We start from the raw sequence: 26323 nt of genomic DNA on the forward strand, positions 1-26323 counted from the left end.
GGAAGGGCGCCGAAACGGCGCCAGTGGGATCGGGGAAGGGCGCCGAAACGGCGCCAGTGGGATCGGGGAAGGGCGCCGAAACGGCGCCCGGGGGCCGGTCCGGCCCCGGGGGAAGCGCGGGGGCCATGGGCGGGCGGGGTAGCAGGGGCGATGAAAGCGGGCAAGCGTGAGGGGGTGGGTGCTGCGCAGATCGCCCACCGCTTCTATATTGCGCGCATGCCCTTCGATCTCCGCCCCCAGACCCTGCCCGATGACGGCACCCAGGCCGCCCCCCATGCCCGTGCGGTGGCCTATTGGCTGCTGGCCGTGGCCGGGCTGGTCTGGGCGATGGTCGCCATCGGCGGCGCCACGCGCCTCACCGGCTCCGGCCTTTCGATCATGGAATGGGCGCCGCTGTCCGGCACCCTGCCGCCGATGAGCGAGGCGGAGTGGCAGCGCCTCTACGACCTCTACCGCACCATCCCGCAATACGCGCTGCTCAATGCCGGCTTCGGGATGGAGGGGTTCAAGGAGATCTTCTGGCTGGAATGGCTCCACCGCTTCTGGGGCCGGCTGATCGGGCTTGCCTATGCGGGCGGGCTGGCCTGGTTCTGGCTGCGCGGCCGCATCCCCGCGGGCTCCAAACCCCGGCTGCTCGGCCTGCTGGCGCTGGGCGGGCTGCAGGGCGCGGTCGGCTGGTACATGGTCGCCTCGGGGTTCGAGGCCGATCGCACCGCCGTCGCCCCCTATCGCCTGGTGATCCATCTGGGGCTCGCGCTGCTGATCTTCTCGGCGCTCGTCTGGACCGCGCTCGGCCTGCTGCGCCCCGTGGGCACCGCGGCCCCGGAGGCGCGGCCGGTCCGGCGGATGGTGAAGGTGGCGGTCTGGGCGCTGGTCGCGGCCATGCTGGCGGGCGGCTTCGTCGCCGGCACGCGGGCCGGCTTCTCCTTCAACACCTTCCCGCTGATGGATGGGCAGTGGCTGCCCGATGGCTACCTGATGATGGACCCCTGGTGGACCAACTTCACCACCAACATCCTGGCGGTGCAGTTCAACCATCGCCTGCTGGCGACGGTCGCGGCGGTGATGGCGCTGGGCGCCGTCTGGGCCGCCAGGCGCCGCCTGCCCGCCGGCCCGGCCCGCCATGCCGTCTATGCGCTGGGCGCCACGGTCGCGCTGCAATACGCGCTGGGCGTCGCGACGCTGGTGCATGTGGTGCCGGTCTCGCTCGGCACGCTGCACCAGGCGACGGCAGTGCTGGTGCTGGCGGCGGCGCTGGTGGCGCTGCATCGGCTGCGCGCCGCGCCCCTCCACCCGGCTCCCCTCCGCCCGGCCTCCACCAAGTGACGGCATCGCCGGCGCCACCGACCGAAACGCTGCAGGCGCTCTTCGCCGCGCTGCCGGTGGCGCTGGTCGTCTTCGACGCCGACCACCGCCTCGTCCTCACCAACGATGCCCCCTTCGCCTGGCAGGGGCTGGACCCCCGCCTGGCGCCCCCCGGCACCCCCTTCGCCGACATCGTCCGCATCCTGGCCTGGGCCGGCGGCTATGGTCCCGGGGACCCGGAAGCCCTGTCCCGCGCCGTGCTGTCGGTGGACCGCAGCCGCGCCACCTCCCGCCTGCTGCGCATCAGCGGCGATCGCACCGTGCTGCTGGAAAGCCGCCCCCTGCCCGATGGCGGCTTCTTCACCTGCGCCGCCGATGTCACCACCCTTGTCCGGGCGGAGGCCGAGGCATCGGGCCGCGCGCGCCAGCTGGAATCCGTGCTCTCCCGCCTGCATGGCGGCGTCGCGCTGTTCGACCCGGAGATGCGCCTCAGCCTCTCCAACCCCGCCTATGAAACGCTGATCGGCCTTCCCACCGCCAGCATCCGTCCCGGCCACACGCACCGGGAGGTCATCGAGCTTCTCGCCAGCCGGGGGGAGATCGCGGCCGATGAGGGCGCCCTCATCAGCGCGCGGATGGAGGGCGACCGCCACCGCGCCGCCACCCGCCTGCGCCAGCGCCCGGGGGGAGAGGTGCTGCGTTTCGAGACCCAGCCCATGCCCGATGGCGGCTGCCTGATCGAGGTGGACGACATCACCGCCCTGAAGCGGGCGGAGGATGATGCCCGCCGCCGCGCCGCCATGCTGGACGCGGTGCTGGCCGCGCTGCCGCATGGCGTCTGCGTCTTCGGCCCCGACCGCCGCGTCTCCCTGTTCAATGACGCCCATGCCCGCATCATGCACGGCTCCGCCGTCCAGCTGGGGGAGACGCTGGAAGACCTGGTCGCCCGCCGCGTGGCGGAAGGCGAATTCACGCCGGCTCAGGCGCAAGCGGTGCTGGACCGGCAATTCGCCCGCGACGGCGTCGATGGCCGCCCCGTCCTGCACCAGCGCCCCAACGGCACGGTGATCGAGGCCCGCACCGCCCGCCTGCCCGATGGCGGCCACATCTCCGTCATCACCGACGTCACCGCCCTGCAGAAGGCGGAAGCCGAATCCAGCGCCCGCGCGGCGATGCTGGATGGCATCCTCGCCGCCCTGCCGCATGGCGTCTGCGTCTATGGCCCGGACCGCCGGGTGAAGATGTTCAACGCCGCCTATACCCGCATCATGCAAGGCGCCCCCGTCCAGGTCGGCGACCTGATCGACGACCTGGCCGCCCGCCGCGTCGCCGCCGGCGAATTCTCCGCCGAACACGCCGCCCGCACCCTGGCCCGCAAATTCGTCCGCAGCTCCGATGGCTGGGACGAGATGCTGCGCCGGCGGCCGAACGGCTCCGTCATCTCCATCCGCGACGCCATGTTGCCCGATGGCGGGCACATCTCCGTCGTCACCGACGTCACCGCCCAGCACCGGGCGGAGGATGAGGCCCGCCAGCAGGCCGCGACGCTGGAGGCGATGATGGGCACCATCCGCCACGGCATCATCATGTATGACCGCGACCGCCGCGTGGTCGCGACCAATGCCAAGACTTCCGCCCTGACCGGCATGCCGGCCGACCTGCTGGTGCCCGGCCGGCTGATGGACGACCTGATCGACGAACAGGTGATGCGCGGCCAGATCACCCCCGACGGCGCCGTGCGCATGAAGGCGATCGACCGTTCGGTGCCCCAGCGCTACAGCCGCGCCAGGCCCGATGGCCGCGTCATCGACATCGCCTCCGACCCCACGCCGGATGGCGGCTACGTCATCACCTATTCCGACGTCACCGATGACCGCCGCATCCGCATGGAGCTGGAGAAATCCCGCGCCGCGGCGGAAGCAGGATCGCTCGCGAAGTCCCGCTTCCTCGCCACCATGAGCCATGAGCTGCGCACGCCGCTCAACGCCGTCATCGGCTTCTCGGAAGCCCTGGTCGGCGAACGCAACGCCGCGCGGATCGAGGATTATTCCCGCGCCATCAACGAAGCCGGCCGGCAGCTGCTGGTGCTGATCGACGACATCCTGGATGTCGCGCGCAGCCAGTCCGGGATGCTGCCCATGGCGCGCCTGCCCGTGCCCCTCGCGCCCCTGCTGCAGGGCGCCGCGCAGGCGGTGGCGGATAGTGCGATCCAGGCCGGGCTCTCCCTCGCCGTCTCGGTCCCCAAGGGGTTGCCGGACCTGGTGGGCGATGCCGCGCGGCTGCAGCAGGTGCTGATGAACCTGCTGTCCAACGCGGTGAAGTTCACCCCCCAGGGCGGCCGCATCCGCCTTTCCGCCGCGCTGACCGAAGCCGGGCTGCAGATCCAGGTGGCCGATACCGGCATCGGCATCGCGAAGGAGGATCGAGACCGCGTCTTCGAACCCTTCACCCAGGTCGATGCCTCCCTCTCCCGCCGCTTCCAGGGCTCCGGCCTCGGCCTCTACCTCGCCCGCACCTTGGCGGAGGCGATGGGCGGCACCTTGTCGCTGGAAGACCCGGCGGAGGATGCGGAAGGCGCGCCCGGCATCGCCGCCGTGCTCCGCTTTCCCGCCGCCTGCCTGGTCGCCCCTGCCCCACCGCCCGACAGCATTTCGGCCTGAGCGAATTCCGGAAGGACACCCCGTGACCAATCCCCTGGCCGTGACCGATGCCCTGTTCTTCACCACCCTCGACCGCGCCGCGGCCGAACGCCTGACCGCCGCCGCCGCCAGCGGTGCGGAGGATGGGGAGCTGTTCCTGGAACACCGGGAGAGCGAGGCCATCACGCTGGAGGACAGCCGCATCCGCAGCGCCTCCTTCGACGCCACGCGCGGCTTCGGCCTGCGATCCGTGATGGGGGAAGCCGCCGGCTACGCCCATGCGGCGGAAATCACGGAAGCCGCCCTCTCCCGCGCGGCAGACACCGTGAAGGCCGTGGCGCAGGGCCATTCCGGCACGCTGGATGTCGGCCCGCGTGCCACCAACACGCAGCTCTATTCCGACCTCAACCCGCTGTCGGCCATGGGCTTCGCCGCCAAGACGGACCTCCTCCAGCAGGTCGATGCCTATGCCCGCGCCCGCGACCCGCGGGTGAAGCAGGTCATGGCCTCGATCTTCGGCGAATGGCAGGCGGTGCAGATCCTCCGCCCCGATGGCGGCCGCGTCGCGGACCTCCGCCCCCTCGTGCGCTTCAACGTCTCCGTCGTCGTGGAGGCGAATGGCCGGCGGGAGACGGGCAGCACCGGCATCGGCGGCCGCTTCGCCTATGACCGCGTGCTGGACGAGGCCAGCTGGAAGGCCGCGGTGGAGGAAGCGCTGCGCCAGGCCATCCTGAACCTCGACAGCGTGCCCGCACCGGCCGGGGAGATGGAGGTGGTGCTCGGCCCGGGCTGGCCCGGCATCCTGCTGCACGAAGCCATCGGCCATGGGCTGGAAGGCGACTTCAACCGCAAGAAGACCAGCGCCTTCGCGGGCCTGCTCGGGCAGCGGATCGCCTCCCCCGGCGTGACGGTGGTGGATGACGGCACCATCCCCGATCGCCGCGGGTCGCTGACGGTGGACGATGAAGGCACGCCATCCGGCCGCACCACGCTGATCGAGGACGGCATCCTGGTCGGCTTCCTGCAGGACCGGCAGAATGCGCGCCTGATGGGCGTGGCCCCCACCGGCAATGGCCGCCGCCAGTCCCACGCGCATATCCCGATGCCGCGCATGACCAACACCGTCATGCTCGGCGGGCAGCACGACCCGGGCGAGGTCATCGCCAGCGTCAAGCGCGGCCTCTACGCCGTGAATTTCGGCGGCGGCCAGGTGGACATCACCTCGGGCAAGTTCGTCTTCAGCGCCAGCGAGGCCTACCTGATCGAGGATGGCAGGATCGGCGCGCCGGTGAAGGGCGCGACGCTGATCGGCAACGGGCCGGATGCGCTGACCAAGGTCGCGATGGTCGGAAACGATCTGGCACTCGATCCGGGGATCGGCACCTGCGGGAAGCAGGGTCAGGGCGTGCCGGTGGGGGTCGGGCAGCCGACCTTGAAGATGACGGGGCTGACGGTGGGCGGCACCGCCGTCTGACAAGGCGCCAAGGGGGAGCACCGCTCCCCCTTGACCCCCACGCCAGGGGCGAACCGCCCCTGGACCGTCATCAATTGAAAAACCCGGCGGTCCAGGGTCGCCTTCGACCCTGGCGAGGGGGGTCCGGGGGGAGCAGCGCTCCCCCCGCTTCCCATGGCCACCGTTAAGCAGGAACATCGCCCCAGCGCGCGGCCACCCCGCCCCGCGCCGGGGAAACACAGATGAAACCGCGCGGCCGCCACTTCTTCGCCAATCCGGGCCCGACCAACATCCCGGACAGCGTCATGCAGGCCGTCGCCCATGCGACGGTCGATTTCAACGGCCCGGACTTCATGGCCGTCTACGAAGGCTGCGTCGCCGGCCTCAAGCGCGTCCTGCGCACGGAGCAGGAGGTGTTCATGTACACCGGCTCCGGCCACGCCGCCTGGGAAGCCACCCTCACCAACCTCCTCTCCCACGGCGACCGCATCCTGGTCATCGAAACCGGCCACTTCTCCGAAAGCTGGGGAAAGATGGCCGCCGACCTCGGCATCGTCGTGGACACGCTGCCGGCCGATTGGCGCAAGGGCGTGGACTACGCCGCGCTCCGTGCCGCCCTGCTGGCCGACACGTCGCACGCCATCAAGGCCCTCGGCGCCGTGCACAACGAGACCTCGACGGGCATGACCCTCGACCTCGCCCGCATCCGGAAGATCCTGGACGAGACGGGGCACCCCGCACTTCTGATGGCGGATACCATTTCCTCCCTCGGCTCCATCGATTTCCGCATGGATGAATGGGGCGTCGATGCCGCGGTCGGCGGCAGCCAGAAGGGGCTGATGCTGCCCGTCGGCTTCGGCTTCACCGGCGTTTCCGCCAAGGCGATGCGCGCGCATCAGGGATCGACCCTGCCGAAGCACTATTTCTCCTGGACCACCATGCTGGGGCGCAAGCACCGCAGCTTCATCGGCACGGTCCCCATCGCGCTGTTCTACGGCCTGCGGGAATCGCTCCGCCTGATCGAGGAAGAGGGGCTGGACCAGGTCCTCGCCCGCCATCACCGCCTGGCGGAGGCAACGCGCCGCTGCGTGCGCCACTGGGCCGGCAATAACGGGCCGCAGCTCTACGGGCTGGAACCCAATCGCCTGTCGGATTCCGTGACAACCATCCTGATGCCGGACGGGCACGATGGGGAGGCACTGCGCCGGCGCGTCGGCACCATGAATGTCGCACTCGGCGCGGGGCTCGGGCGCCTCAACGGCAAGGTCTTCCGCATCGGGCACCTCGGCGACCTGAACGAACCGATGCTGCTGGGGACGCTGGCGGCGACGGAGATCGGCCTCCGCCTCGAAGGCGTCCCCCACACGCCGGGCGGGGTGGATGCGGCGATGGGCTACCTGGCTGATACCGCCGCCTGAAGCCGCGCACTGCTCCCTCCCCCGCGCTTGCGGGGGGTTGCGGCGCTGCCGCAACGCCGAAGGCTGGTCGGGGTGGGGGATCGCCAACCCTGCCAGGTCCAGTAACACACATTCAGGACGACGCAGCCGCGCCGTCTTGATGGGGAAGGCTCCGCCTTCCCCATACCCCATACGCCAGGGGGGAGACCCCCCTGGACCATCATCAATCGATCCCGGTCCAGGGGGCGGCGCCCCCCTGCGTCGAAACACTGGGTTCGGGGGGAACAGCGTTCCCCCCGGGCAACCGCCCCATCAGTCCAGCTTGATCCCCCGCGCCCGGATGATCCCGCCCCACAGCTCCGTCTCCCCCGCCAGCCATCGCCGCAGGCTCTCCGGCCCCTCCGTCCGCACCTCCGCCCCCAGCCCCGCCAGGCGTTCCCTCACCGCCGGCACCGCCAGGGCGTCGGCGAAGGCCCGGTGCAGCCGCGCCACCACCGGCGCGGGCGTCCGCGCCGGCGCCATCAGCGCCTGCCAGATCCCCGCCTCCGCCGCCGGCCAGCCCAGCTCCGCGAAGGTCGGCACATCGGGCAGTTCCGCCAACCGCCGCGGCCCCGTCACCGCGATGGCGCGCAGCCGCCCATCCACCACGAAGGGCAGCGTCGCGGTCGCGCCATTGACGATCAGCTGGCTCTCCCCCGTCGCGGCCGCCTGGATGCCCAGCATCCCCCCGCGATAGAAGACCTCCGTCACCTCACCGCCCCAATGCTGCACGGCGACCAGTGCGGTCAGGTGGTTCAGCGCGCCGACGCCGGAATGCGCGAAATTCACCCGCCCCGGATTGGCCTTCACATGGGCCGCCAGTTCCGCGCCGTTGCGCACCGGCATCCCCGGATGCACCGCCATGATGTAGGGCGCGTAGATCAGCATGGTGACGGGATCGAGGTCCGTCGCCGGGTTGTAGGGCAGCCGCGCGAACAGGCTCGGGCTCGTCGTCAGGATGCCCGGATCGGTCAGCAGCACGGTCGTGCCATCCGGCGCGCTCTTCGCCACATGGTCGGCGCCGAGATTCCCCGCTGCACCCCCGCGATTGTCCACCACCACCCCCTGCCCCAGCAGCCGCTGCAATTCCGGCTGGATGATGCGGGCAATGAGGTCGGAGGTCCCGCCCGGCGGGAAGGGCACGACGATGCGCAAAGGCCGGTCGCTGCCCTGCGCCTGCACGCTGCCGGCCGCCAGCACGGCAGGCATCGCCAGCAGCGCGCGGCGATGGATCATCGTGGTCCTCATGCGGGTCCTCCCATTGGGTTGCTGCGCAGCGCGCGCAGGATGCCGGCGATATGCCCCGTGGCATGGGCGCGGCCGCGATGCCCCCAGACGGTATCGTCGATGAGGTGCGGCACATGATCGTCGATGACGAAGCCGTCGAAGCCCGCATCCAGCAATTCGCGCAGCACCGCCACGGAATCGACATTGCCCTCATCGATGAAGGCCTCCGCGAAGCGCGGCAGCGCGCCGGATACGCTGCGGAGGTGCACATAGTGGATGCGCCCCGCCCGCGCGAAACGCCGCAGCGCCCGCATCATCGGACCGGCGCCGATCTCCGCGAAGGTGCCGGTGCAGAAGGCGATCCCGTGCATCGGGCTGTCCGCGAAATCCATGGCGCGGGCGAAGGCGTCCTCCGAACGGAAGATGCGGGCGACACCGTCCAGCACCGGCACCGGCGGGTCGTCGGGATGCAGGGAGAGCTTCACCCCCGCCTCCTCCGCCACCGGCAGCACGGCGGTGATGAACCGCTCCCAATTCGCCCACATCCGCGCATCGTCGCGCGCGGGCAGGTTGCCGGTGGCGACACGCTGGCCAAGCGCATCGTCATACCCCGTCACCAGCGCCCCGCCCCGCCCATGCGCCGCCTTGGCCGTGCGCCAGACGCCATCGGGAATCCAGTTGTAGCCGAGCACCTTGATGCCCGCCTGGCCCATGGCGCGGATCGTCGCCTTGGCGTCCTCGATCTGCTCCTCCGCCCCCGGCAGGCCGAGCATCGCCTTGTCCAGCCAATTGGCCGGCACACCCTCGATGCATTCCAGTGCCAGGCCATGCGCCTCCACCGCGGATCGCAGCAGGATGAGGTCCATCGCCGACCATCGCCGCATCGGCGGGCGCGGCCCGGCGGCGGCGCGGAACTGCCGCTGGAGAAAATCGACCCAGGCGGGGCTGTCGAAATCCGGCTTGTTCACCGTGATGCCGGCGCAGCCGATCTGGCGTGCGAACGCCAGATCGCCCTGCGTCAATTCCCGGAACTGCCCGGCGACGATGCGCATGGCCGGCCTCCTCCTGCCTTGATTGCATCAAACCTGATGGATTTGATAGAATCAAGCATGACCACCGCCGAAGACGCCGTTACCGCCCAGCTCCGCCGCCTGATCGTGGAGGGCGCGCTGCCGCCCGGCGCCAAGCTGACCGTGGCGGCGCTGTCCGCCCGCCTTGGCGTCAGCGCCACGCCGCTGCGCGCCGCGCTGCGGCTGCTGGAGGGTGAGGGCCTGGTGGAGGCCCACGCGCATCGCGGCGCCCGGGTGCGGGTCCTGGCCCCGCAGGACATCCGCAACCTCTACCGGCTGCGCGGCGCGGTGCTCGGCCTGCTGGTGCCCGATGTCGTGCGCCATGTCTCGGACGCTGATCTGGAAGTGCTGGAGGCGATCGATGCCCGCTTCCAGACGGCCGCCCGCGCCGGCGACGGCCCCGCCGCCATGGCCGCCAACCAGGATTTTCACCAGTCGCTGCTCGGCATCGCCCGCAACCCCGATGCCGCCGCCGTCATGGCCAGAAGCTGGGCGCTGGTGGAGGCGCTGCGCTTCCGCCTGGGCTTCGGCCCCGGCCGCCTGGCGCGATCGGTCGAAAGCCATCGCGCCCTGCTCGCCGCGCTGCGCGCCCGGGATGCGGCGGCAGCGGCGGCGCTGATGGTGGCGTCGTCCGACAACGCCATGGCGGATTTGCTGGAACGCGCCCTGGCGGCGCCGGCACCGCGCGCCAAGGCCGGCTGAAAGGCCTCGACTCCGGCGTTGCGTTCTTGCTACGTTCGCGCGCCGCCGGCCCAGCCATGCCCGCCGCGCGACACCCAGCCCCGGCAGCACCCCGCGAAAACGGTGCTAAAAGGGCTAAATCGGCTAAAAGCGTTTAGCGACTAAAAAGTCACACCCCTCAGGCTTCCGCCTCCGCGAAGATGCGCGACACGTCACCGCCCCAGGCGGTCTCATACCGCTGCAGCCAGCGCTGCGCCTGGGTGATCCCGCTGGAAGCAATTTCCTCCAGCGGCGCCAGGTACACTTCCTCACCCAGGCCGCGCGCCTTCAACCCGTCCCGCGCGATGGCGATGGCGTCCAGCGCCACGTCCCGCAGGCGGCGGCCGCGGATGGTGGCGTCCAGCGCCTGCACCGGCACCGCCATGCGCAGCGACCGCATCTCCTCCACCGTCCAGCCGCGGATCAGCGCGGCGGCGGCCTTCTGCGCGGCGTCGTCATAGATCAGCCCCGTCCAGAAGGCGGGCTTGGCCTGGAGCATGGCGGGGCTGCCGGCATCGGCGCCGCGCATCTCCAGGAAGCGCTTGAGGCGCACATCGGTGAAGACGGTGGTGACATGGTCCGCCCAGTCCCCCATCGTCGCCTGGTGGCCGGCCAGCTTCTCCGCCCGGCCTTCCAGGAAGGCGCGGAAGGACACGCCGGCGGCGTCGATCCACTTGCCGTCCCGCATGATGAAATACATCGGCACGTCGAGGACGTAGTCCGCGAAACGCTCGAAGCCGAAGCCGTCCTCGAAGGCGACGGGCGGGATGCCGGTGCGGTCGGGGTCTGTATCCGTCCAGACCCGGCCCCGCAGTGTGAGGAAGCCCGATGGCTTGCCCTCCCGGAACGGGGAATTGGCGAACAGCGCGGTGGCGAGGGGCTGCAGCGCGAGGGAGACGCGCAGCTTCTCCACCATGTCGGCCTCATCGCCGAAATCGAGGTTCACCTGCACCGTGCAGGTGCGCAGCATCATGTCGAGCCCCATGCCGCCGACGCGCGGCATGTAGTTGCGCATGATCGCGTAGCGCCCCTTGGGCATCCAGGGCATCTGGTCCCGCGTCGCGATCGGGTGGAAGCCGAGCGGCGCGAAGCCGAGGCCGAGCGGCCCCGCCACCTCATGCACGTCGCGCAGGTGATCGAACAGTTCCACGCGGGTGGCGTGCAGGTCGGCCATCGGCGCGCCGGACAGCTCGAACTGCCCGCCGGGTTCCAGGCTGACGGAGCCGTCGTCGCGTTTCAGTCCGATGATGTTCGCGCCGTCCATGATCGGCGCCCACCCCTTGGCCTGCAGCCCCTCCAGCATCGCCTTGATGCCCCGGGGCTCATAGGCAGGTGCTTCGAACCCCTCTCGCCGGAAGCCAAACTTCTCGTGCTCCGTGCCGATCTTCCACGCGCTGCGCGGCTTGCTGCCGGCGGCGAACCAGGCCGCCAGCTGGCGCGGGTCGGTGATCGGCGTGAGGTCGGCCTCGCCGGGATTCGACATGGTGCTGCGTTCTCTTCCTGGCGCCCGGCCGGGGCGGCTGCCCCGTCCGATCAGGCCCAATCGCCCATCAACGCCTGCAGCGCCGAGAGCCCGGCCACGGCCGCGGTCTCGGCCCGGAGGATCCGGGGACCGAGAGCGGCCGGCACTACAAAGGGCCGCCGGCGCAGGTCGTCAAGCTCCGCCGCCTCGAACCCCCCCTCCGGCCCCACCAGCAGGGCGATGGGAAGGACTGGCGGAAGGGCGCGGAGCGGCTGTGCGGCGGCGCGTTCCATGGCCACCACCAGGGGCGCGCCGTCCCAGGAATCCAGCACCCGGTGCAGCGGCAGGGCGTCGCGTACCTCCGGCACCGACAGTCGCTCGCACTGCTCCGCGGCCCCCCGGGCGATGGCGCCGAGTCGCTCCGCCTTGGTGCGTTCGGTGATGGTCCGCCGCGTCACCACCGGCTGGATGAGGGTGGCGCCGAGCTCCGTCGCCTTCTCCACCACCCAATCCATCGCATCCCGCTTCAGCACCGCCAGCAGCAGCCGCACCTCCGGCTCCGTGCCCGGCGCCCGGCAGCGCGGGCCCAGCGCGAAGCGGGCGCGGTCCTTGCGGATGGCCTCGATCCGCGCCTCGAACTCGCCATCCCGGGCATTGAACACGCGCACGGCGTCGCCCACGCCACGGCGCAGCACGGTGCCGATGTGGTGCGCCTGGCCGGGCGCGGCTTCCACCACGCCGCCTTCGGCCAGGGCATCGTCAAGGAACAGGCGAGGGATGGACATGCGGGGCCTCCACGGACAGGTATAGGCGCATGACGGGATACACCGACATCCGGGCCACCGGCTGGGTCGCGAGGCTGCCGGATGCCTGGCGCCCCTACGCCCTGCTCGGCCGCTTCGACCGCCCCATCGGCGCCTGGCTGCTGCTGCTGCCGGGCTTCTGGGCCTTCGCCCTCGCCGCGCAGGGGTGGGGAGAAGGCTTGCGCCTGGCGGTGCTGTTCACCCTGGGCGCCTTCGCCATGCGGGCTGCGGGCTGCGTGGTGAATGATCTCTGGGACCGCGACCTCGACCGGCAGGTGGAGCGCACGCGGGGGCGGCCGCTGGCGGCGGGCACCGTGACGCCCTTCCAGGCGCTGCTGTTCCTGGCCGGGCTCTGCATGGTCGGGCTGCTGGTGCTGGTGCAGCTGCCCTGGGCGGCGATCCTGTTCGGCGCCTGCTCCCTGGTCCCCATCGCGCTCTACCCGCTGGCCAAGCGTGTCACGGATTGGCCGCAGGCGGTGCTGGGCCTGGTGTTCTCCTGGGCCGCGCCCACGGGATATGCGGCGGCGACGGGCACGCTGGATGCTGCCGCCCTCGCCCTCTGGGCCGCGGGCTTCTTCTGGATCCTCGGCTACGACACGATCTATGCGCATCAGGACCGGGAGGATGACGCGACCGTCGGCATCCGCAGCACGGCCCTGAAGTTCCGGGAGACGACGCGCCCCTTCCTCGCCGCCTGCTACGGCGCGACGCTGGCGCTGTTGGTGCTGTCCGGCTGGCTCGCCGGCCTGTCCTGGCCCTTCCTGCCGGCGCTGCTGCTGCCGGCGGCGCTGCTGGCGCGGCAGGTGCTGACGATCGACATCCACGACCCCGCCCATTGCCTGGTGCTGTTCAAGTCGAACCGGGAAGTGGGCTTCGCCATAGCGCTGGCCTTCCTGGCCGGGCGCCTTTGATGGACGCGGAAGCCTTCATCCGCGCCCATACCGCCATCGCCCGCCCGCCCTTGGTGCCGGAGGTCGAGCTTTACCTCGCGACGGAGATCACCCCGATCTGGCAGGCGTCGGAAGACTGGCTGCGCCAGACCGGCATAGAGCCCCCCTTCTGGGCCTTCGCCTGGCCCGGCGGCCAGGCCCTGGCCCGCCTGGTACTGGATGGGCCGCAGGCGGTCGCCGGCCGCCGCGTGCTGGATTTCGCCGCGGGCTGCGGCATCGCCGCCATCGCCGCCATGCAGGCGGGGGCGACAAGCGTCGAGGCGGCGGAGATCGATCCCCTCGCCATCGCCGCCTGCCGCGTGAATGCGGCGCTGAACGGCGTGGACCTGATCCTGCCCGAGGATGATGTGGTTGGCGCCGCCTGCCGCTGGGACATCATCCTGGCCGGCGATGTCTGCTACGAGGCACCGATGACCGCCCATATCCTGCCCTGGCTGCGCGCCATGGCGGCCGCCGGCGCGGAGGTCTGGCTGGCCGATCCCGGCCGCGCCTATTTGCCGCGGGACGGGCTTTCACCCCTTGGCAGTTTCCGCGTTCCAACCTCGCTCGAACTGGAAGACCGGACGGAACGCATTGTCACGATCGCCCGATTGCTGCCTTCCTGACGCCCGTTTTGTCGCCGAGGCTCTGCCCATGCGCTTCCTGACCATCCTGCTGCTCCTCGCAGCCCCCGCAGCGGCCCAAACCAAGGCCGATTATGACGCCCAGGGCCGCCAGATCGGCCGGGCCGAGACGCGTGGCGATACCGAACGCCGCTACGACGCCCAGGGCCGCAGCGTGGGTCGCAGCGAACAGCGTGGCGACACGGTGCGCGACTACGACGCCCAGGGCCGCAGTGTCGGCCGCAGCGAAACCCGCGGCGACACCACGCGCCACTACGATTCGCAGGGCCGCAGTGTCGGCCGTAGCGAACAGCGCGGCGACACCACCCGCCACTATGATTCGCAGGGCCGCAGCACCGGGCGGTCCGAGACCTCCGGCGGCGTCACGCGCCACTATGATTCGCAGGGCCGCCAGATCGGCCGTACCGAGCAGCGGCGCTGAGGATCAGCGCGTCGCCTGTTCGAGAAACCGCAACAGCGCGGCCAGGTCTTCCGCATTGCCCACGGTCTGCACCGGCATCTTGGTGCCCGGCGTCACCTCATCCGGCCCGCGGGTGAACAGGTCTGCCACCGTCTCCCGATTCCAGGTGATGTCGCCGCGCGCCAGGCGCTCGGAATACTCATAGCCCGCCACGCTGCCCATGCGCCGGCCGAAGAGCCCGTGCAGATGGGGGCCGGCCATGTTGCCGCCCTCCGGCGTCAGGGCATGGCAGGCACTGCAGGCGCGGAAGACGCGCGCGCCATGGGGATCGAAGCCCGAAGCCGGCGCGGCCTCCATCTCTCCGCCCAAGGGGCCGCCCAGGGGGCCGCCCAGGGGGCCCATCGGGCGGCCCGTGGCGGCATCCCAGCGGCGCACGCGGCGATCCGCGCCACCGGTCCAGAGCGTCCGCCCATCCGGGGCGAAGGCGACGGACCAGACCGGCAGGCCGGGGCCTTCCAGCCTGTGCCGCAGCCGCCCCGTGGCCACATCCCACAGCGCCACGCTGCCACCGATGGACCCGGCCGCCAGCACGGCGCCATCCGGCGATGCCGCCAGCGCCACGATCGGGCGCGTGCCCGCCTGCAACTCCCGCACCCCGCCGTCAGCCGAGACAATCCGCACCACCCCATCCGCGCCGCCCGCCGCCAAAGCGCCGCCCGGCAGCAGGGCCAGGGTGTTCTGCGGCAGGCCGAATTCGGCCAGCGTCCGCGGTGGCTCGCCCTCCGGCCAGGCGCGCAGCGTGCCGTCGAAGCCCGCCGTCACCACCACCCCATCGGCGCCGAAGACCACCGCGTTCACATTACCCTGGTGGCCCTCCAGCACCCGGGGCGGCAGCCCGCCCGCCAGGTCCCAGACCCGCGCCGTGCCGTCCCACGCGGCGGAGGCGATCAGCGCGCCGGATGCGGCGAGGGCCACGATCGGCGCCCCATGCCCTTCCAGCACCCGCAGCGGCTGCGCGCCCGGGCGGGACGGCCAGAGGGCGACGCGCCCATCCTCCCCCGCGCTGGCGACCATGCCGCCGGGCAGCGCCGCCAGCGCATTCACCGCCCCCGCATGCCACCGCACCACCGCCCGCGCCCGGCCGCCGGCCGCATCCCACAGGATCATCGACTGGTCGAAGCCGGCGGAGGCCAGGGCGCCGTCCGCCGCCACCGCCAGCGCCCGCACCGGGCCGCCATGCACCGCTTCCTGAGCCTGGGCCTGGGCCTGGGCCTGGGCCTGGGCCGGGGCCTGGCGGAGAGGAAGCAGCAGGGACAGCAGGATCAGGATCGCGCGCATGCCGCAGGATTTGCCCAGCCACCGCGCCGCCGCAACCGCCGCGGCCGCGATTCCGCGCTTGCGCCGGTTTGTTGTGTAAATTAACTGTGAGCAATCCTTCATCCATGAAGGCTGGCCGGCGCCGGGAGCACGGCCAGGCCGCGGCGCCGGGGCACATCGGCTTGCGGCCTTCCCTCTCACGTCCAGGACAGGAACCAATCCCATGGCCACCACGGATACGCGGGCAACGGCCCTGAACCCCGAACGCATGACGCTGATGATCGGCATCGGCGCCGCCATCCTCGGCTACGTCATGCCCGCGGTGGTGTTCAAGGGCAGCGGGGATGTGGTGCATGACCTCTCGATGATCGAGAAGCTGCCGGTGCTTTCCGCCCTCGCCCTCGCGGCGCTGGTGGCTGCCATCGCGACGCGCTTCGTGCCGCAGTGGCAGCGCTGGGCCGAAAAGGCGACCGTCCTCGCCATCGTGGTGATCATCGCCTCGGCGGTCTGGGGCTTCGTGGCCTCGATCAGCGTCTTCTCCAGCCTGCGGCCGATGATCGTGGAGATCGCGGGCACCCGCAGTGTGCGCATCGACCCGGGCGCGGGCCACATCCCCATCCTGATCGGCGCGGCGCTGATGGCGTTCTCCCTGCGGATGCGCGGCAAGGCCGCCGCCAAGGGCTGACTGGCGGGGACTGACATCAGGCCCGCATCCACCCTACCCTGCCATCCTCGATGAGGGGATGGCAGGCATGGCTGGTTCGCAGGAAGTCTTCTGGGCGCGGTTGACCGCCGCCGAGATCCAGTCGCGGGCCACGCCCGCCACCATCGTCCTGATCCCCGTCGCCTCCATCGAACAGCACGGCCCGCATCTGGCCGTCGGCGTCGATACCGTGCTGGCCACCGCGGTGGCCGAACGCACCGCGCGGCGCCTGGCGGAAGCGGGCACGCCCGCATTGGTCACGCCCACCATCTGGAGCGGCCTCGCCGAGCACCACATGGCCTTCGGCGGCACGATGACGCTCGACCTCTCGACCTTCATGGCGCTGGTCGGCGGCATCGCGCGCAGCGTCGCGCGGCACGGCTTCCGGCGCATCGCGCTGGTCAACGGCCATGGCGGGAATACCGAGGCCATCGCGAGTTCGGCGATCGAGCTGACGCGGAATCTCGGCGTGCCGGTCGTCGGCCTGACCTACTGGCTGGCCAATGCCGACACCTTCGGCGCCATCCTCGAATCCCAGCCCAACGTCATGCATGCCTGCGAGGCCGAGACCTCCATGATGATGGCGCTGGCGCCGGATTGCGTGCGGGCGGACAGGATCGCCGAGGCCGTGCCCCGCAAATTCGCGCCCCCCGCGCCGCCCGGCTTCAAGCGCAGCCGCGGCTTCGACCAGATGACGGATACGGGCGTGATCGGTGATCCCCGCAGCGCCAGCGCGGCGAAGGGCGAGCGGCTGCTGGACGCCGCCGCTTCCCGCCTGGCGGAGGAATTCGCCAGGCCCGAGCTCTGGGCCTGAGGAGGCAGGCGGCTACAGCACGAGATCGGACGCCGCCAGCCGCCCCGCCGCCAGCCCGGCCAGCAGCAGCCCATCGCCACTGCCGAGGTCGATCCACAGCCCATCCGACAGCGCGGCCGCACTGGCGATCAGGGAGGAGGCGCTGCCCTGGAACCCGACCAGCACCAGCAGGTCGGTGCCCGGGGTGAAATCCTCGATCCGGTCCATGCCGTCGCCCCGGCGCAGCACGAAGGTATCGGCGCCCGTCCCGCCCAGCAGCGTGTCGTTGCCGCCGCGGCCTTCCAGCACGTCGTCGCCGCCACGACCTTCCAGGCGGTTCGCGCCCGCATGGCCGGTCATCAGGTTGCGCAGCGCATTGCCGATCCCGGTGGTGCCGGCTTCCAGCACCAGCGCCTCCACCTGGTCGGGCAGGGTGTAGGCGCCGGTGATGGCAGCCACGATCGTGTCGTTGCCCTGGCCCGTCAGTTCGACCACGAGGTCGCCGGCGTCATCGACGCGGTAGCGGTCGTCGCCGGTGCCGCCGCGCATCGTATCCGCGCCCACACCGCCATCCAGCACGTCATCGCCGGCACGCCCGTCCAGCAGGTCCCGCCCGGCACCGCCGGAAAGCTCGTTGATGACGTCATTGCCGAGCAGCGTATCCGCGCCGACGCCACCCGCCGCATTCTCGATCAGGGACGCGGTGTTGCCCTGGTAGAGCAGGGAGTTGAACACATTGGCGCGCGCCTGCGTCACCAGCCCTTCCCGGACATCGAGCACCGCGAGCTGGGCTGCGGACAGCACGCTCCAGCTGCCCGGCGCCAGGTCCGCCGCCACGCCATTCGCATAGGCCGAGAGGTCGTAGGTATCGATCCCGCCGCCATCCCAGATCGTCAGGAAGATGCGGTTGGCCGTGCCGCCGGCGCCACCGCCGGGGGCACCCTGGCCGACGCCGTCGATCACCGTCTCCCCGGTCTCGGGGTTCCAGAAGTAGCGGGTATTGCCGCTGCGCATCGTGTAGTCCGCGCCGTACAGCGCCTGCAGCGCCGCGATGTCCAGCATCATCCAGCCCTGCGGATAGTCGAAGGTGCCGTTGGTGTAGCCGGTGCTGGTCGTCAGCCCGCCATGGGACCGGTAGGACATGACGGTGAATTCCAGCATGTCGAATCCGGCCGGCATGGCGCCGAAGCCGTTCCAGCTTTCATGCGGGTGCTTCAGGCCGAGCGAATGGCCGAGTTCATGCACCGCGACCAGGAAGGCGTAGTTGCCGAGCTGCGGCGAATCGAAGGCGCTGCGGGAGCCGAACCAGACATCCCCGCCCTCCCGCCCATTCGGATAATAGGCCCAGGCGGTGGAGGGGGCGGAGGACCGGGCGATGCGGATATCGGCCGCCCAATCGGTCGTGCTTTCGACGATGGCCAGGTTGGTGAAGCCCGTGACCCAGGGGCCCGGGCTGCCAGGCCCGCCGGTGGCGTCGCCCAGCAGGATCTTGCGGACGGCGTCGCGCATGCTGCCGCCGATCGCCGCATAGCCGCGGATCGGTTCGTTGCTGCCGTAGAAGCTTTCGTAATCGCTCGGGCTGTCGGTGAAGGCGAAGCTGACGGGATCACCATCGCCCCAGGCGAAGCCGCTCAGCACCCCGTCCACGGCGGTGTTGCCCGACGTCGTCAGGTGCAACCGCGGGGCGGTGGGCAGTGGCGAATCCGCAGCGAGCCGCACGGCGACGGAAGGTCCGTCGTCGGCGGCCCCATTATGGGGCCAGCATAGCCAGCACATGGCCATGTTCCGGATTGGCCGGCGCATCGACACGCCGTGATCGTCCGGGCCGCTTTTGCGGCAGGACTTCACACGCGCGCCCGCCCTCCGCTTGTTGCGGGGCTTGGTCACGGGGCCCGCGCCGGCAGGCCCTGTGTCCCCCTTATCGCCGCTGCGGGTGAAGTCTTGGTGAACGACGCGCTCTTGTCATGGGATGGTGTGCGCCCGGTGATACCGGCGAGTGTTTTCAGCGACTCCGGGGACAGGCGTTTTCCCTGCCCGGGACGCGCATCCCCCCCGTTGTGCGACGCCGCCTTCCGCGCTACCGGAGGCGCCGCGACGGGATGGGGCGTCGCCAAGCGGTAAGGCAGCGGTTTTTGGTACCGCCATTCCCAGGTTCGAATCCTGGCGCCCCAACCAGTCCTTCTGATCGCCGTCGATCAGGCCGGCGCGCTGGCCTCAGCCGCCGCGATGCGACGGGTCCGCGCAATGACCGTGGTCGAAATCGGACAGCGTCTCGATGATGCGGCACTGGCCGATGACGCCGCCGGCGCAGCTCATCGCCAGCCGGTCCAGTTCCTGGCGCAGCGCCGCCAGGCGCCGGAGCCTTGCATCGATTTCCCGGATCTGGCCGATGGCCAGCGCATGGGCCTTGCCGCAATCGGCGTCGGGGTGGTCGGCCAGTTCCAGCAGCGCGCGGATCGCCTCGCTCTCGAAGCCCAGTTCCCGGGCGTGGCGGATGAAGCCGAGGCGCCGGAGATGGGCATCCCCGTAGACGCGGTGGCCGCCTTCCGTCCGCGCCGGCGACGGCAGCCAACCCTCCTGCTCATACCACCGGATCGTCGTGGGCTTCACGCCGGTGGCGCGTGCCAGGTCGCCGATCGAATAGGTCATGCTCATCCGCCTGCCGCCTCCGCCATCGCCCGGCCCTTGGCGGGCCGCGCGGCTGTTTCGACCGGGGTGGGGAAAGGGGCTTGAACCTCCAGTCGCTGGAAGTCCCATAACAGGGGCCGGACCAGCGGGCGAGCATCATGAACGCGGCAACGAGACTGACCTGGCGGGTGGAGGGCATGGATTGCGCCGCCTGCGTCGCCAAGGTGACGAGGGCGGTGGAGCGGCTGCCGGGGGTCTCGGCGGTCGAGGTCAACCTGATGGCCGAACGGCTGTCGCTGGACCTCGATGCCGCTGGGCAGGCGGAGGCCGTGGAGGCGCAGGTCACGGCGCTGGGCTATGGCATGACACGGGCCGATGGCGCGGCGGTGCCGGATGCCCGGACCGCGGATGCGCATGGCCACGGGCACGACCATGATGATCCCACGGATGCGGCCCGGCCCTGGTGGGCGACCCCCTGGTGGGCGACCGGCAAGGCGAAGCTGACCTGGCTGCTGGGGGCGCTGGTGATCGGCGCCTATGCGGCGTCGCTGGTGCTGCCGGCCGCGCTGACCTACCCGCTGTTCCTGGCCGCGACGGGCGTGGCCCTGGTGCCCTTCGGCCGGCGGGCCATCGCCCTTGCCCGCGCCGGCAGCCCCTTCAGCATCGAGACGCTGATGTGCACCGCCGCCATCGGCGCGGCCGTGATAGGCGCCGCCGCGGAAGCCGCCGTCGTCGTGCTGCTGTTTGCCCTGGGCGAGTTGCTGGAGAATGTGGCCGCCGGCCGCGCCCGCGCGGGAATCCAGGCACTGGCGCAACTGATGCCGCGGGTGGCGCTGCGGCTCCGCCCCGATGGCGGCACCGACCCGGTGGCGCCGGAACGCCTGGCGATCGGCGACCTGGTGCTGGTGCGCCCGGGCGACCGCGTGCCCTGCGACGGCGTCATCGAGGAAGGCGCCACCGCGCTGGATGAAAGCCCCGTGACCGGGGAAAGCGTGCCGGTCGCGCGCGGCCGGGGCGATGCGGTCATGGCCGGCGCGATCAACGGCGATGGCGCCATCCGCCTGCGCGTCACCCGCGCCGCGGCCGACAACACCATCGCCCGCATCATCCGCCTGGTGGAGGACGCGACGGCATCCCGCGCGCCGACGCAGCGCTTCATCGAGCGGTTCTCCGCATGGTGGACCCCGGGGGCGATGATCGTCTCCCTGCTGGTGATCCTGGTACCGCCCTTCGCGCTGGGCTGGGACTGGGCCACCAGCCTGTATCGCGGGCTTGCCGTGCTGCTGATCGCCTGCCCCTGCGCGCTGGTGATCTCCGTCCCCGCGGCCATGGCATCGGGCCTTTCGGCCGGGGCACGGCGGGGCCTGCTGGTGAAGGGGGGTGCCGCGCTGGAACGGATCGGCGCCGCGCGGATCGTGGCCTTCGACAAGACCGGCACCCTGACCGAGGGCCGCCCCCGCGTGACGGCGGTGCTGCCCGCGCCGGGCCGATCGGTGGATGAGGTGCTGGCCCTGGCGGCGGGGGCGGAGCAGGGATCGGCCCATCCCCTGGCCAAGGCGATCCTGGCGGCGGCGGCCCAGCGGGGCCTGTCGCCGCCGCGCGCCCGGGGCCAATCGGCCATCCCCGGCCGGGCCGTGGTCGGGACCGTCGCGGAACGGCGCATCAGCGTCGGCAGCCCGCGCCATGCGGCGGAAGCCGGTGTCGCGCTCGGCGACCTGGCCACCGACCTCGCGCTTCTGGAGGCGGAGGGCAGGACGGTCGCGGTGGTGCTGATCGACGACGCGCTGCTGGGCCTGGTCGCGCTGCGCGACGAACCGCGGGCGGATGCACGGGACGGCGTGGCCGCGCTGGCGGCACTCGGCCTGCGACCGGTGATGCTGACGGGCGACAATGCGCGCGCCGGCGGCGCCATCGCGGCCTCGCTCGGCCTGGCGGTGAAGGCGGAGCTGCTGCCCGGCGACAAGCTGCGGGAGATCGGCCGCCTGATGCAGGACGGCCCGGTTCTGATGGTAGGCGATGGCATCAATGACGCGCCGGCGCTGGCCGCCGCCAGCGTGGGCATCGCCATGGGCGGCGGGACCGATGTGGCGCTGGAGACGGCGGACGCCGCCGTGCTGAAGGACCGCGTGACGGGCGTGGCCGAACTCGTGTCCCTGTCGCGCGCCACCATGGCGAATGTGAAGCAGAACGTCGCGGTCGCCATCGGCCTGAAGGCCGTGTTCCTGGCCACGACGCTGGCGGGCATCACCGGGCTGTGGCCGGCGATCCTGGCCGATACGGGGGCGACGGTGCTGGTGACGCTGAACGCGCTGCGGCTGCTGCGCTGGGCGCCGCGGTAGGGACGCCTATTGGCTGGCCCAGACGATGCGGTGCATCCAGGCGAGTTCCGACAGGTCGAAGCTGTAATTGGGGTGGGCGGGGTTCAGGCTGGCCAGTTCCACGCGGCGGGCGGATTGGCGCAGCAGTTGCTTGGCCATCACCTCCCCCGCCCTGGTGCGGACCACCACGCGGTCCCCGCGGCGAACGGGCGCGCCGGGGGAGACGATGACGACATCGCCGTCCCGGAAGACCGGCTCCATGCTCTCCCCGCTGATTTCGAGGGCATAGGCATTGGGGTCGGGAACGTCGGGGACCGAGATCTCGTCCCAGCCGCCGCCGACGGGGTAGCCGCCATCGTCGAAATAGCCCTCCCCCCCCGCCTGGGCCAGGCCGATCAGGGGGATGCGCCGCGCGCTGATGGTGCGGTTGCGCGGCAGGGCGGGCGCGCCGGTGACGAGGGAGGCGAAGGCCTCCATCCCCGTCCCCGTGGCGTGCAGGACCTTGGCGACGCTTTCGGTGGAAGGCCAGCGCGCCCTTCCATCGGCGCCGGTGCGCTTCGACGGGTTGAAGGCCGTCGCGTCCAGCCCCGCACGGCGCGCCAGGCCGGAGGCCGAGAGCCCGTGTTCGGCGGCCAGGGCATCGAGCGCCCGCCAGATATCCTCGTGCCGCATCGCAGCCCGTCCCTCATGCGAATCGAGACCCGGATATGGGGATTCGATCTGGGCATCACATCCTAGGTTTCGAGTCGCGAATCAATAGGACAAACATCCTTGCAACCCAGGATAGAACAGCCTAGAAGGGGTTTGTTCCTGTTTTGTTCGGGAACGGACGAGGAAGGACCCTTCGAGATGGCTTTCATCACCAGCCGCGCCCCTGTCCTGGCCAGCATGGCGCGCGCCGAGCCCTTCACCTGCGCCGAGGATGCCTGGTTCTGGACCATGGCGGCGCTGACCGCGCGGCGGGATGGCGCCCGGCTGGGCGCCGGCCGCGGCACGGTGGTGCGGCCCTGCGAGCCCGATGACGTGGTGAAGGTGCTGGACCGGCTGTATCGCCAGCGGCGGATCGACCTGGCGCATGCGCGCATCCTGCGCATCTGGGGGGAGCGCGGCGACCAGCCCAGCGCGCGCATCCCGCAGGAGGCGGGCGACCTGCGCCTGTGGCGGGAAGCGATGGAGCGGCTGGATTTCCCGCTGCGGGCGAAGGGGATCGTCGCCGGACCGGCGCGGGGAATGGACATCGGACCGGCGCAGGGAATGGACATCGGACCGGCGCGGGGCATGGATCCCGGGCCGGCGCGGGGGATGACGCTGCCGGAGGAACCCGCTTCGCGCGGGGGCGCGGAGATCCTGCCCTTCCCGGGGCGCACTCGATGAAGGCGCGGCTGGCGCATCGCCGGACGCTCGCGGCCGATCCGGCCGGCCAGGGCGTCTGGATCGCCTTCGGCGGCGTGGCGGACCAGCCCTGGCTGCGGCTGCTGCGGCCGGGCTTCCGCCACTGCTTCGCCGCGCTGTCTGACGAGGCCGGCTGGACCGTGCTGGAACCGCTGTCAGGGCGCCTGATGGTGGCCAGGCTGCCGGTGGCGGCGGGCTTCGACCTGCCGGGCTTCTACCGGCGGGCGGGGCTGCGCGTGCTCGGCCCCTTCCTGCCGGGCGAAGCCGTGGCCAGGCTCGGCCCCGCGCTGATGCCCTTCACCTGCGTGTCGCTCTGCCGGGCCCTGCTGGGGCCTGGCGCGCCCTTCGCGGTGACGCCCTTCGGGCTGTTCCGCGCGCTGGGTGGGCAGGTGGCGGAAGTGGCGCCGCGCAGAATCTTTGGTGAAATAGGAATTAATTCTTGACGCGACCCTGAAGGGCCGCTACACAGGCCAGGCCACGGGGCGAGTTGCGCCCGATGGCATCTCCCTCCGGTCCCTGCCTTGGGCCCGTCCGGTTCGCCGGACGGGCCCATTTCTTTGGCGGGCGGCCCGGACCCTTTCACCGATCAAGCCGAAGGAAGCGCGCATGGGTGGCCTGATCAGGGCGCCGAAGCCGAAGGCGCCCGCCGTCGATTCCACTGCGGCCAACGTCCAGGCGCAGGCCGATGCCAACGCCGCCGCGGCGGCGAATGCCGACACCGCCGCCCGCGAAGCCCGCCAGAAGGCGCTGGACCGCGCCCGGCGGGGCCTGGCGGGCACGGTCGCGACATCCCCGCGGGGCGTGCTGGACCCGACGCCGGCCTTCGCCGCGCGCAAGAGCCTGCTGGGCGAATGAGGGCGATGATGACACCCGAGGACATCCTGGCCCGCCACGCCCGCGCCACCGCCCGCCGCCGCCCGCTGGAGGGGCAGTGGCAGGATTGCTACGACGTGGCCCTGCCCGCGCCCAACGCCGCGCCGCTGTTCGATGCGACGGCGGCCGATGCGGCGGAACAGCTCGCCGCCTCGCTGCTCGCTGAACTGGTGCCGCCGTGGTCGCGCTGGTTCGGCCTGGCGCCGGCCCGCAAGCTGGCCGACAGCGCCGCCGCGCAGCAGGTCGCGAAGACACTGGAGGAGGCGGCGGAGACGCTGCAGGGGCATCTCGACCGCTCCAACTTCGCGCTGGAGATCCACCAGGCCTTCCTCGACCTGGTCGTGACCGGCACCGGCCTGCTGCTGGTGGAGGAAGCGCCGGTGGGCGAGGCCTCCGCGCTGCGCTTCTCCGCCGTGCCGATGCGCGACGCGGTGCTGGAGGAGGGCGTGTCCGGCCGGCTCGATACCGTGTTCCGGTCGATGCGGCTGACGGCGGCGGAGATCAAGGCGCGCTGGCCCGCGGCGATGATCGAGGAGCGCCGCCGGGGCGAGGATGAAACCCCGCCGAAGCTGCGGGTGGTGGAAGCCGCCTGGCCGGATGCACGCGCCGGCCACCGCCTGGCCGTGGTGGCGGAGGAGGAGGACGGCACGTCCCGGCTGCTGGCCGAGGGACGCTTCGCCGAAAGCCCCTTCATCGCCTTCCGCTGGCTGAAGGTGCCGGGCGAGACCTATGGCCGCGGCCCCGTCGCCAAGGCGCTGCCCGACATCCGCACCGCCAACAAGGTGGTGGAGCTGGTGCTGAAGAACGCCTCCATCGCCGCCACCGGCATCTGGCAGGCGGAAGACGATGGCGTGCTGAACCCCGCCACCGTGCGGCTCGTGCCGGGCGCCATCATCCCGAAGGCGCCGGGTTCATCGGGCCTGACGCCGCTGGCCGCACCAGGCAATTTCGACGTCTCCCAGCTCGTGCTGAACGACCTGCGGGCGCGGATCCGCACGGCGCTGCTGGCCGACCGGATCGCGGCGGCGGAGAAGCCGGGCATGACGGCGACGGAGGTGCTCGAACGCAGCGCGCAGAGTGCCAGGCTGCTCGGCGCCACCTATGGCCGCCTGCAGGCGGAGCTGCTGACGCCGCTGGTGGCGCGCTGCCTGGCCGTGCTGCGGCGGCGGGGCGAGATCCCCGCACTGCTGCCCGATGGGCAGGAAGCGCGGCTGACCTACGCCTCGCCACTCGCCCGCGTGCAGGCCCGTGCGGATGCGGCGGATACGCTGCTGTTCCTGCAGGCCGCGGCGGCGCTGGGGCCGGAGGCGCGCGCCACGCTCGATGCGCCGGCGGCCGCGCGCTGGCTGGCCCGAACGCTGGGCGCGCCGCCGGAAATCCTGCGGCCCGCCGATGCGACCCTCGCCCAACCCCAGACCCAGGAGTGAGCCCCGGCATGCCCGAGGATCTTCTCGAGACCGCCCTGAAGCCGGACACGGCCGCGGGCCGCACGACCCGACCGGCCGAAATCCCGGAGAAGTTCTGGGACGAGGCCGCCGGCGCGCTGCGCGTCGATGCGCTGCTGAAATCCTACCTGGAACTGGAACGCCGCATGTCCCAGCGCCAGGGCCCGCCCGGCGATGACGCGCCGGAGGAGGAGCGGCTGCGCTGGCGCCGGCTGCTGGGCATTCCCGACAGCCCGGATGGCTACGAGATAGCGCCGCTGAACGAGGTGGTGTCGCCCGATCCGGCGGTGAACGCGAAGCTGCACGAGGCCGGCTTCACGCCGCGCCAGGTGCAGCTGGTCTATGACCTGGCCGCGGAACGGCTTCTGCCGCTGATCGCCGAGGCCGCCGCGGATTTCGAAGCCGCCCGCCAGGTGGAGAAGCTGCAGGCGCATTTCGGCGGCGAGGAACGCTTCCGCCGCATCGCCGGCCAGCTTTCCGCCTGGGGCCGCGCCAATCTGCCGGAGGCGGTCTTCACCGCGCTGTCCAGCACGGCGGAGGGCGTCGTCGCGCTGCACCGCATGATGGAAGGCAAGGAACCGGCCCTGGCGCGCGATGCGCAGGCGGAATCGACGCCGGATGAGGGGGAACTGCGCCGGATGATGCGCGACCCCCGCTACTGGCGGACGCGGGAGCCCGATTTCGTGAAGCGCGTGACGGACGGGTTCCGGCGCCTCGTCGGCGAATAGCCGACGGGTTCACGTGCATCATCGGCGAATAGCCGATG

At 71.6% G+C, this 26323-nt stretch carries 24 protein-coding genes and 1 tRNA gene; 17 read left to right on the forward strand and 8 right to left on the reverse strand.

Features of this window, described 5'->3' with window-relative positions:
• Positions 1-216 precede the first annotated feature (216 nt).
• From ACTIE5_RS08380 to ACTIE5_RS08395, 4 genes are all read left to right on the forward strand, one after another.
• Entirely contained in the window at positions 217-1326 is a 1110-nt protein-coding gene (locus tag ACTIE5_RS08380; RefSeq protein ID WP_439549240.1) for a COX15/CtaA family protein, read from the forward strand.
• The gene (locus ACTIE5_RS08385; RefSeq protein ID WP_439549241.1) at positions 1323-3965 is read left to right on the forward strand and encodes a PAS-domain containing protein; all 2643 of its coding nucleotides are present in this window, start codon (positions 1323-1325) and stop codon (positions 3963-3965) included. Before ACTIE5_RS08380 ends, ACTIE5_RS08385 begins: the two co-directional genes overlap by 4 nt.
• 22 nt (positions 3966-3987) lie before the next feature.
• Positions 3988-5418 (forward strand): metalloprotease TldD, encoded by a 1431-nt coding sequence (tldD, locus tag ACTIE5_RS08390; protein ID WP_439549242.1) that lies wholly within the window; start codon positions 3988-3990, stop codon positions 5416-5418.
• Positions 5419-5639: 221 nt separating this feature from the next.
• Positions 5640-6815: a pyridoxal-phosphate-dependent aminotransferase family protein gene (locus tag ACTIE5_RS08395; RefSeq protein ID WP_439549243.1), complete on the forward strand. Its 1176-nt coding sequence runs from the start codon at positions 5640-5642 to the stop codon at positions 6813-6815.
• A 291-nt stretch (positions 6816-7106) separates the two neighbouring features.
• Here ACTIE5_RS08395 and ACTIE5_RS08400 read toward each other — a convergent pair whose 3' ends face one another.
• Both ACTIE5_RS08400 and ACTIE5_RS08405 read right to left on the reverse strand, forming a co-directional pair.
• Entirely contained in the window at positions 7107-8081 is a 975-nt protein-coding gene (locus tag ACTIE5_RS08400; protein WP_439549244.1) for a Bug family tripartite tricarboxylate transporter substrate binding protein, read from the reverse strand.
• Positions 8078-9112, reverse strand: coding sequence for a mannonate dehydratase (locus ACTIE5_RS08405; RefSeq protein ID WP_439549245.1), 1035 nt, complete (start codon positions 9110-9112; stop codon positions 8078-8080). Before ACTIE5_RS08405 ends, ACTIE5_RS08400 begins: the two co-directional genes overlap by 4 nt.
• Before the next feature lie 57 nt (positions 9113-9169).
• On the opposite strand from ACTIE5_RS08405, the gene ACTIE5_RS08410 reads away from it, so the two are divergent.
• Positions 9170-9832, forward strand: coding sequence for a GntR family transcriptional regulator (locus ACTIE5_RS08410; RefSeq protein ID WP_439549246.1), 663 nt, complete (start codon positions 9170-9172; stop codon positions 9830-9832).
• 157 nt (positions 9833-9989) lie between these two features.
• Here ACTIE5_RS08410 and ACTIE5_RS08415 read toward each other — a convergent pair whose 3' ends face one another.
• Together ACTIE5_RS08415 and ACTIE5_RS08420 are read right to left on the reverse strand one after the other, a co-directional pair.
• Positions 9990-11333, reverse strand: a complete 1344-nt coding sequence (locus ACTIE5_RS08415; RefSeq protein WP_439549247.1) for a glutamate--cysteine ligase — start codon at positions 11331-11333, stop codon at positions 9990-9992.
• A gap of 50 nt (positions 11334-11383) precedes the next feature.
• Entirely contained in the window at positions 11384-12097 is a 714-nt protein-coding gene (locus tag ACTIE5_RS08420; RefSeq protein ID WP_439549248.1) for a 16S rRNA (uracil(1498)-N(3))-methyltransferase, read from the reverse strand.
• 29 nt (positions 12098-12126) lie between these two features.
• On the opposite strand from ACTIE5_RS08420, the gene ubiA reads away from it, so the two are divergent.
• From ubiA to ACTIE5_RS08435, 3 genes are read left to right on the forward strand one after another with little or no spacing between them, the layout of a single operon-like run.
• Complete coding sequence (ubiA, locus tag ACTIE5_RS08425; protein WP_439549249.1) at positions 12127-13026, forward strand: 4-hydroxybenzoate octaprenyltransferase; 900 nt, start codon at positions 12127-12129, stop codon at positions 13024-13026.
• A complete protein-coding gene (locus ACTIE5_RS08430; protein ID WP_439549250.1) occupies positions 13026-13670 on the forward strand; it encodes a class I SAM-dependent methyltransferase in 645 nt (214 codons plus the stop codon). Before ubiA ends, ACTIE5_RS08430 begins: the two co-directional genes overlap by 1 nt.
• Positions 13671-13698: 28 nt before the next feature.
• Entirely contained in the window at positions 13699-14109 is a 411-nt protein-coding gene (locus ACTIE5_RS08435) for a hypothetical protein (RefSeq protein WP_439549251.1), read from the forward strand.
• Positions 14110-14112: 3 nt separating this feature from the next.
• On the opposite strand, the gene ACTIE5_RS08440 is transcribed toward ACTIE5_RS08435, so the two are convergent.
• Positions 14113-15426 carry a c-type cytochrome gene (locus tag ACTIE5_RS08440; protein ID WP_439549252.1) on the reverse strand — a complete coding sequence of 438 codons (1314 nt, stop codon included), beginning with the start codon at positions 15424-15426 and terminating at the stop codon, positions 14113-14115.
• Between the two features lie 202 nt (positions 15427-15628).
• On the opposite strand from ACTIE5_RS08440, the gene ACTIE5_RS08445 reads away from it, so the two are divergent.
• Together ACTIE5_RS08445 and ACTIE5_RS08450 are read left to right on the forward strand one after the other, a co-directional pair.
• Positions 15629-16090, forward strand: a complete 462-nt coding sequence (locus ACTIE5_RS08445) for a hypothetical protein (protein ID WP_439549253.1) — start codon at positions 15629-15631, stop codon at positions 16088-16090.
• A 67-nt stretch (positions 16091-16157) separates the two neighbouring features.
• The gene (locus ACTIE5_RS08450) at positions 16158-16922 is read left to right on the forward strand and encodes a creatininase family protein (RefSeq protein WP_439549254.1); all 765 of its coding nucleotides are present in this window, start codon (positions 16158-16160) and stop codon (positions 16920-16922) included.
• Between the two features lie 12 nt (positions 16923-16934).
• On the opposite strand, the gene ACTIE5_RS08455 is transcribed toward ACTIE5_RS08450, so the two are convergent.
• A complete protein-coding gene (locus tag ACTIE5_RS08455; RefSeq protein ID WP_439549255.1) occupies positions 16935-18620 on the reverse strand; it encodes a M10 family metallopeptidase in 1686 nt (561 codons plus the stop codon).
• 381 nt (positions 18621-19001) lie between these two features.
• Between ACTIE5_RS08455 and ACTIE5_RS08460 the strand changes: the two genes are divergently transcribed.
• Positions 19002-19076 (forward strand) — tRNA-Gln (locus ACTIE5_RS08460).
• Positions 19077-19115: 39 nt separating this feature from the next.
• On the opposite strand, the gene ACTIE5_RS08465 is transcribed toward ACTIE5_RS08460, so the two are convergent.
• The gene (locus tag ACTIE5_RS08465) at positions 19116-19550 is read right to left on the reverse strand and encodes a MerR family transcriptional regulator (RefSeq protein ID WP_439549256.1); all 435 of its coding nucleotides are present in this window, start codon (positions 19548-19550) and stop codon (positions 19116-19118) included.
• A 137-nt stretch (positions 19551-19687) separates the two neighbouring features.
• Here ACTIE5_RS08465 and ACTIE5_RS08470 point away from each other — a divergent pair, with 137 nt between their 5' ends.
• Positions 19688-21868 carry a heavy metal translocating P-type ATPase gene (locus ACTIE5_RS08470; protein ID WP_439549257.1) on the forward strand — a complete coding sequence of 727 codons (2181 nt, stop codon included), beginning with the start codon at positions 19688-19690 and terminating at the stop codon, positions 21866-21868.
• Positions 21869-21874: 6 nt separating this feature from the next.
• Here ACTIE5_RS08470 and ACTIE5_RS08475 read toward each other — a convergent pair whose 3' ends face one another.
• The gene (locus tag ACTIE5_RS08475; RefSeq protein WP_439549258.1) at positions 21875-22519 is read right to left on the reverse strand and encodes a S24 family peptidase; all 645 of its coding nucleotides are present in this window, start codon (positions 22517-22519) and stop codon (positions 21875-21877) included.
• Positions 22520-22696: 177 nt separating this feature from the next.
• On the opposite strand from ACTIE5_RS08475, the gene ACTIE5_RS08480 reads away from it, so the two are divergent.
• The 5 genes from ACTIE5_RS08480 to ACTIE5_RS08500 all read left to right on the forward strand — a co-directional run bounded on the left by ACTIE5_RS08480 (position 22697) and on the right by ACTIE5_RS08500 (position 26285).
• Entirely contained in the window at positions 22697-23221 is a 525-nt protein-coding gene (locus ACTIE5_RS08480) for a hypothetical protein (RefSeq protein ID WP_439549259.1), read from the forward strand.
• A complete protein-coding gene (locus tag ACTIE5_RS08485) occupies positions 23218-23682 on the forward strand; it encodes a hypothetical protein (RefSeq protein ID WP_439549260.1) in 465 nt (154 codons plus the stop codon). Before ACTIE5_RS08480 ends, ACTIE5_RS08485 begins: the two co-directional genes overlap by 4 nt.
• A 163-nt stretch (positions 23683-23845) precedes the next feature.
• The gene (locus ACTIE5_RS08490) at positions 23846-24094 is read left to right on the forward strand and encodes a hypothetical protein (RefSeq protein WP_439549261.1); all 249 of its coding nucleotides are present in this window, start codon (positions 23846-23848) and stop codon (positions 24092-24094) included.
• A 5-nt stretch (positions 24095-24099) separates the two neighbouring features.
• Positions 24100-25539 carry a portal protein gene (locus tag ACTIE5_RS08495; RefSeq protein WP_439549262.1) on the forward strand — a complete coding sequence of 480 codons (1440 nt, stop codon included), beginning with the start codon at positions 24100-24102 and terminating at the stop codon, positions 25537-25539.
• 8 nt (positions 25540-25547) lie between these two features.
• Complete coding sequence (locus ACTIE5_RS08500) at positions 25548-26285, forward strand: capsid assembly protein (protein ID WP_439549263.1); 738 nt, start codon at positions 25548-25550, stop codon at positions 26283-26285.
• The last annotated feature ends 38 nt before the right edge of the window (positions 26286-26323 follow it).

Origin of the sequence: Falsiroseomonas sp., assembly GCF_051859025.1 — a bacterium.
Lineage (GTDB): Bacteria > Pseudomonadota > Alphaproteobacteria > Acetobacterales > Acetobacteraceae > Falsiroseomonas.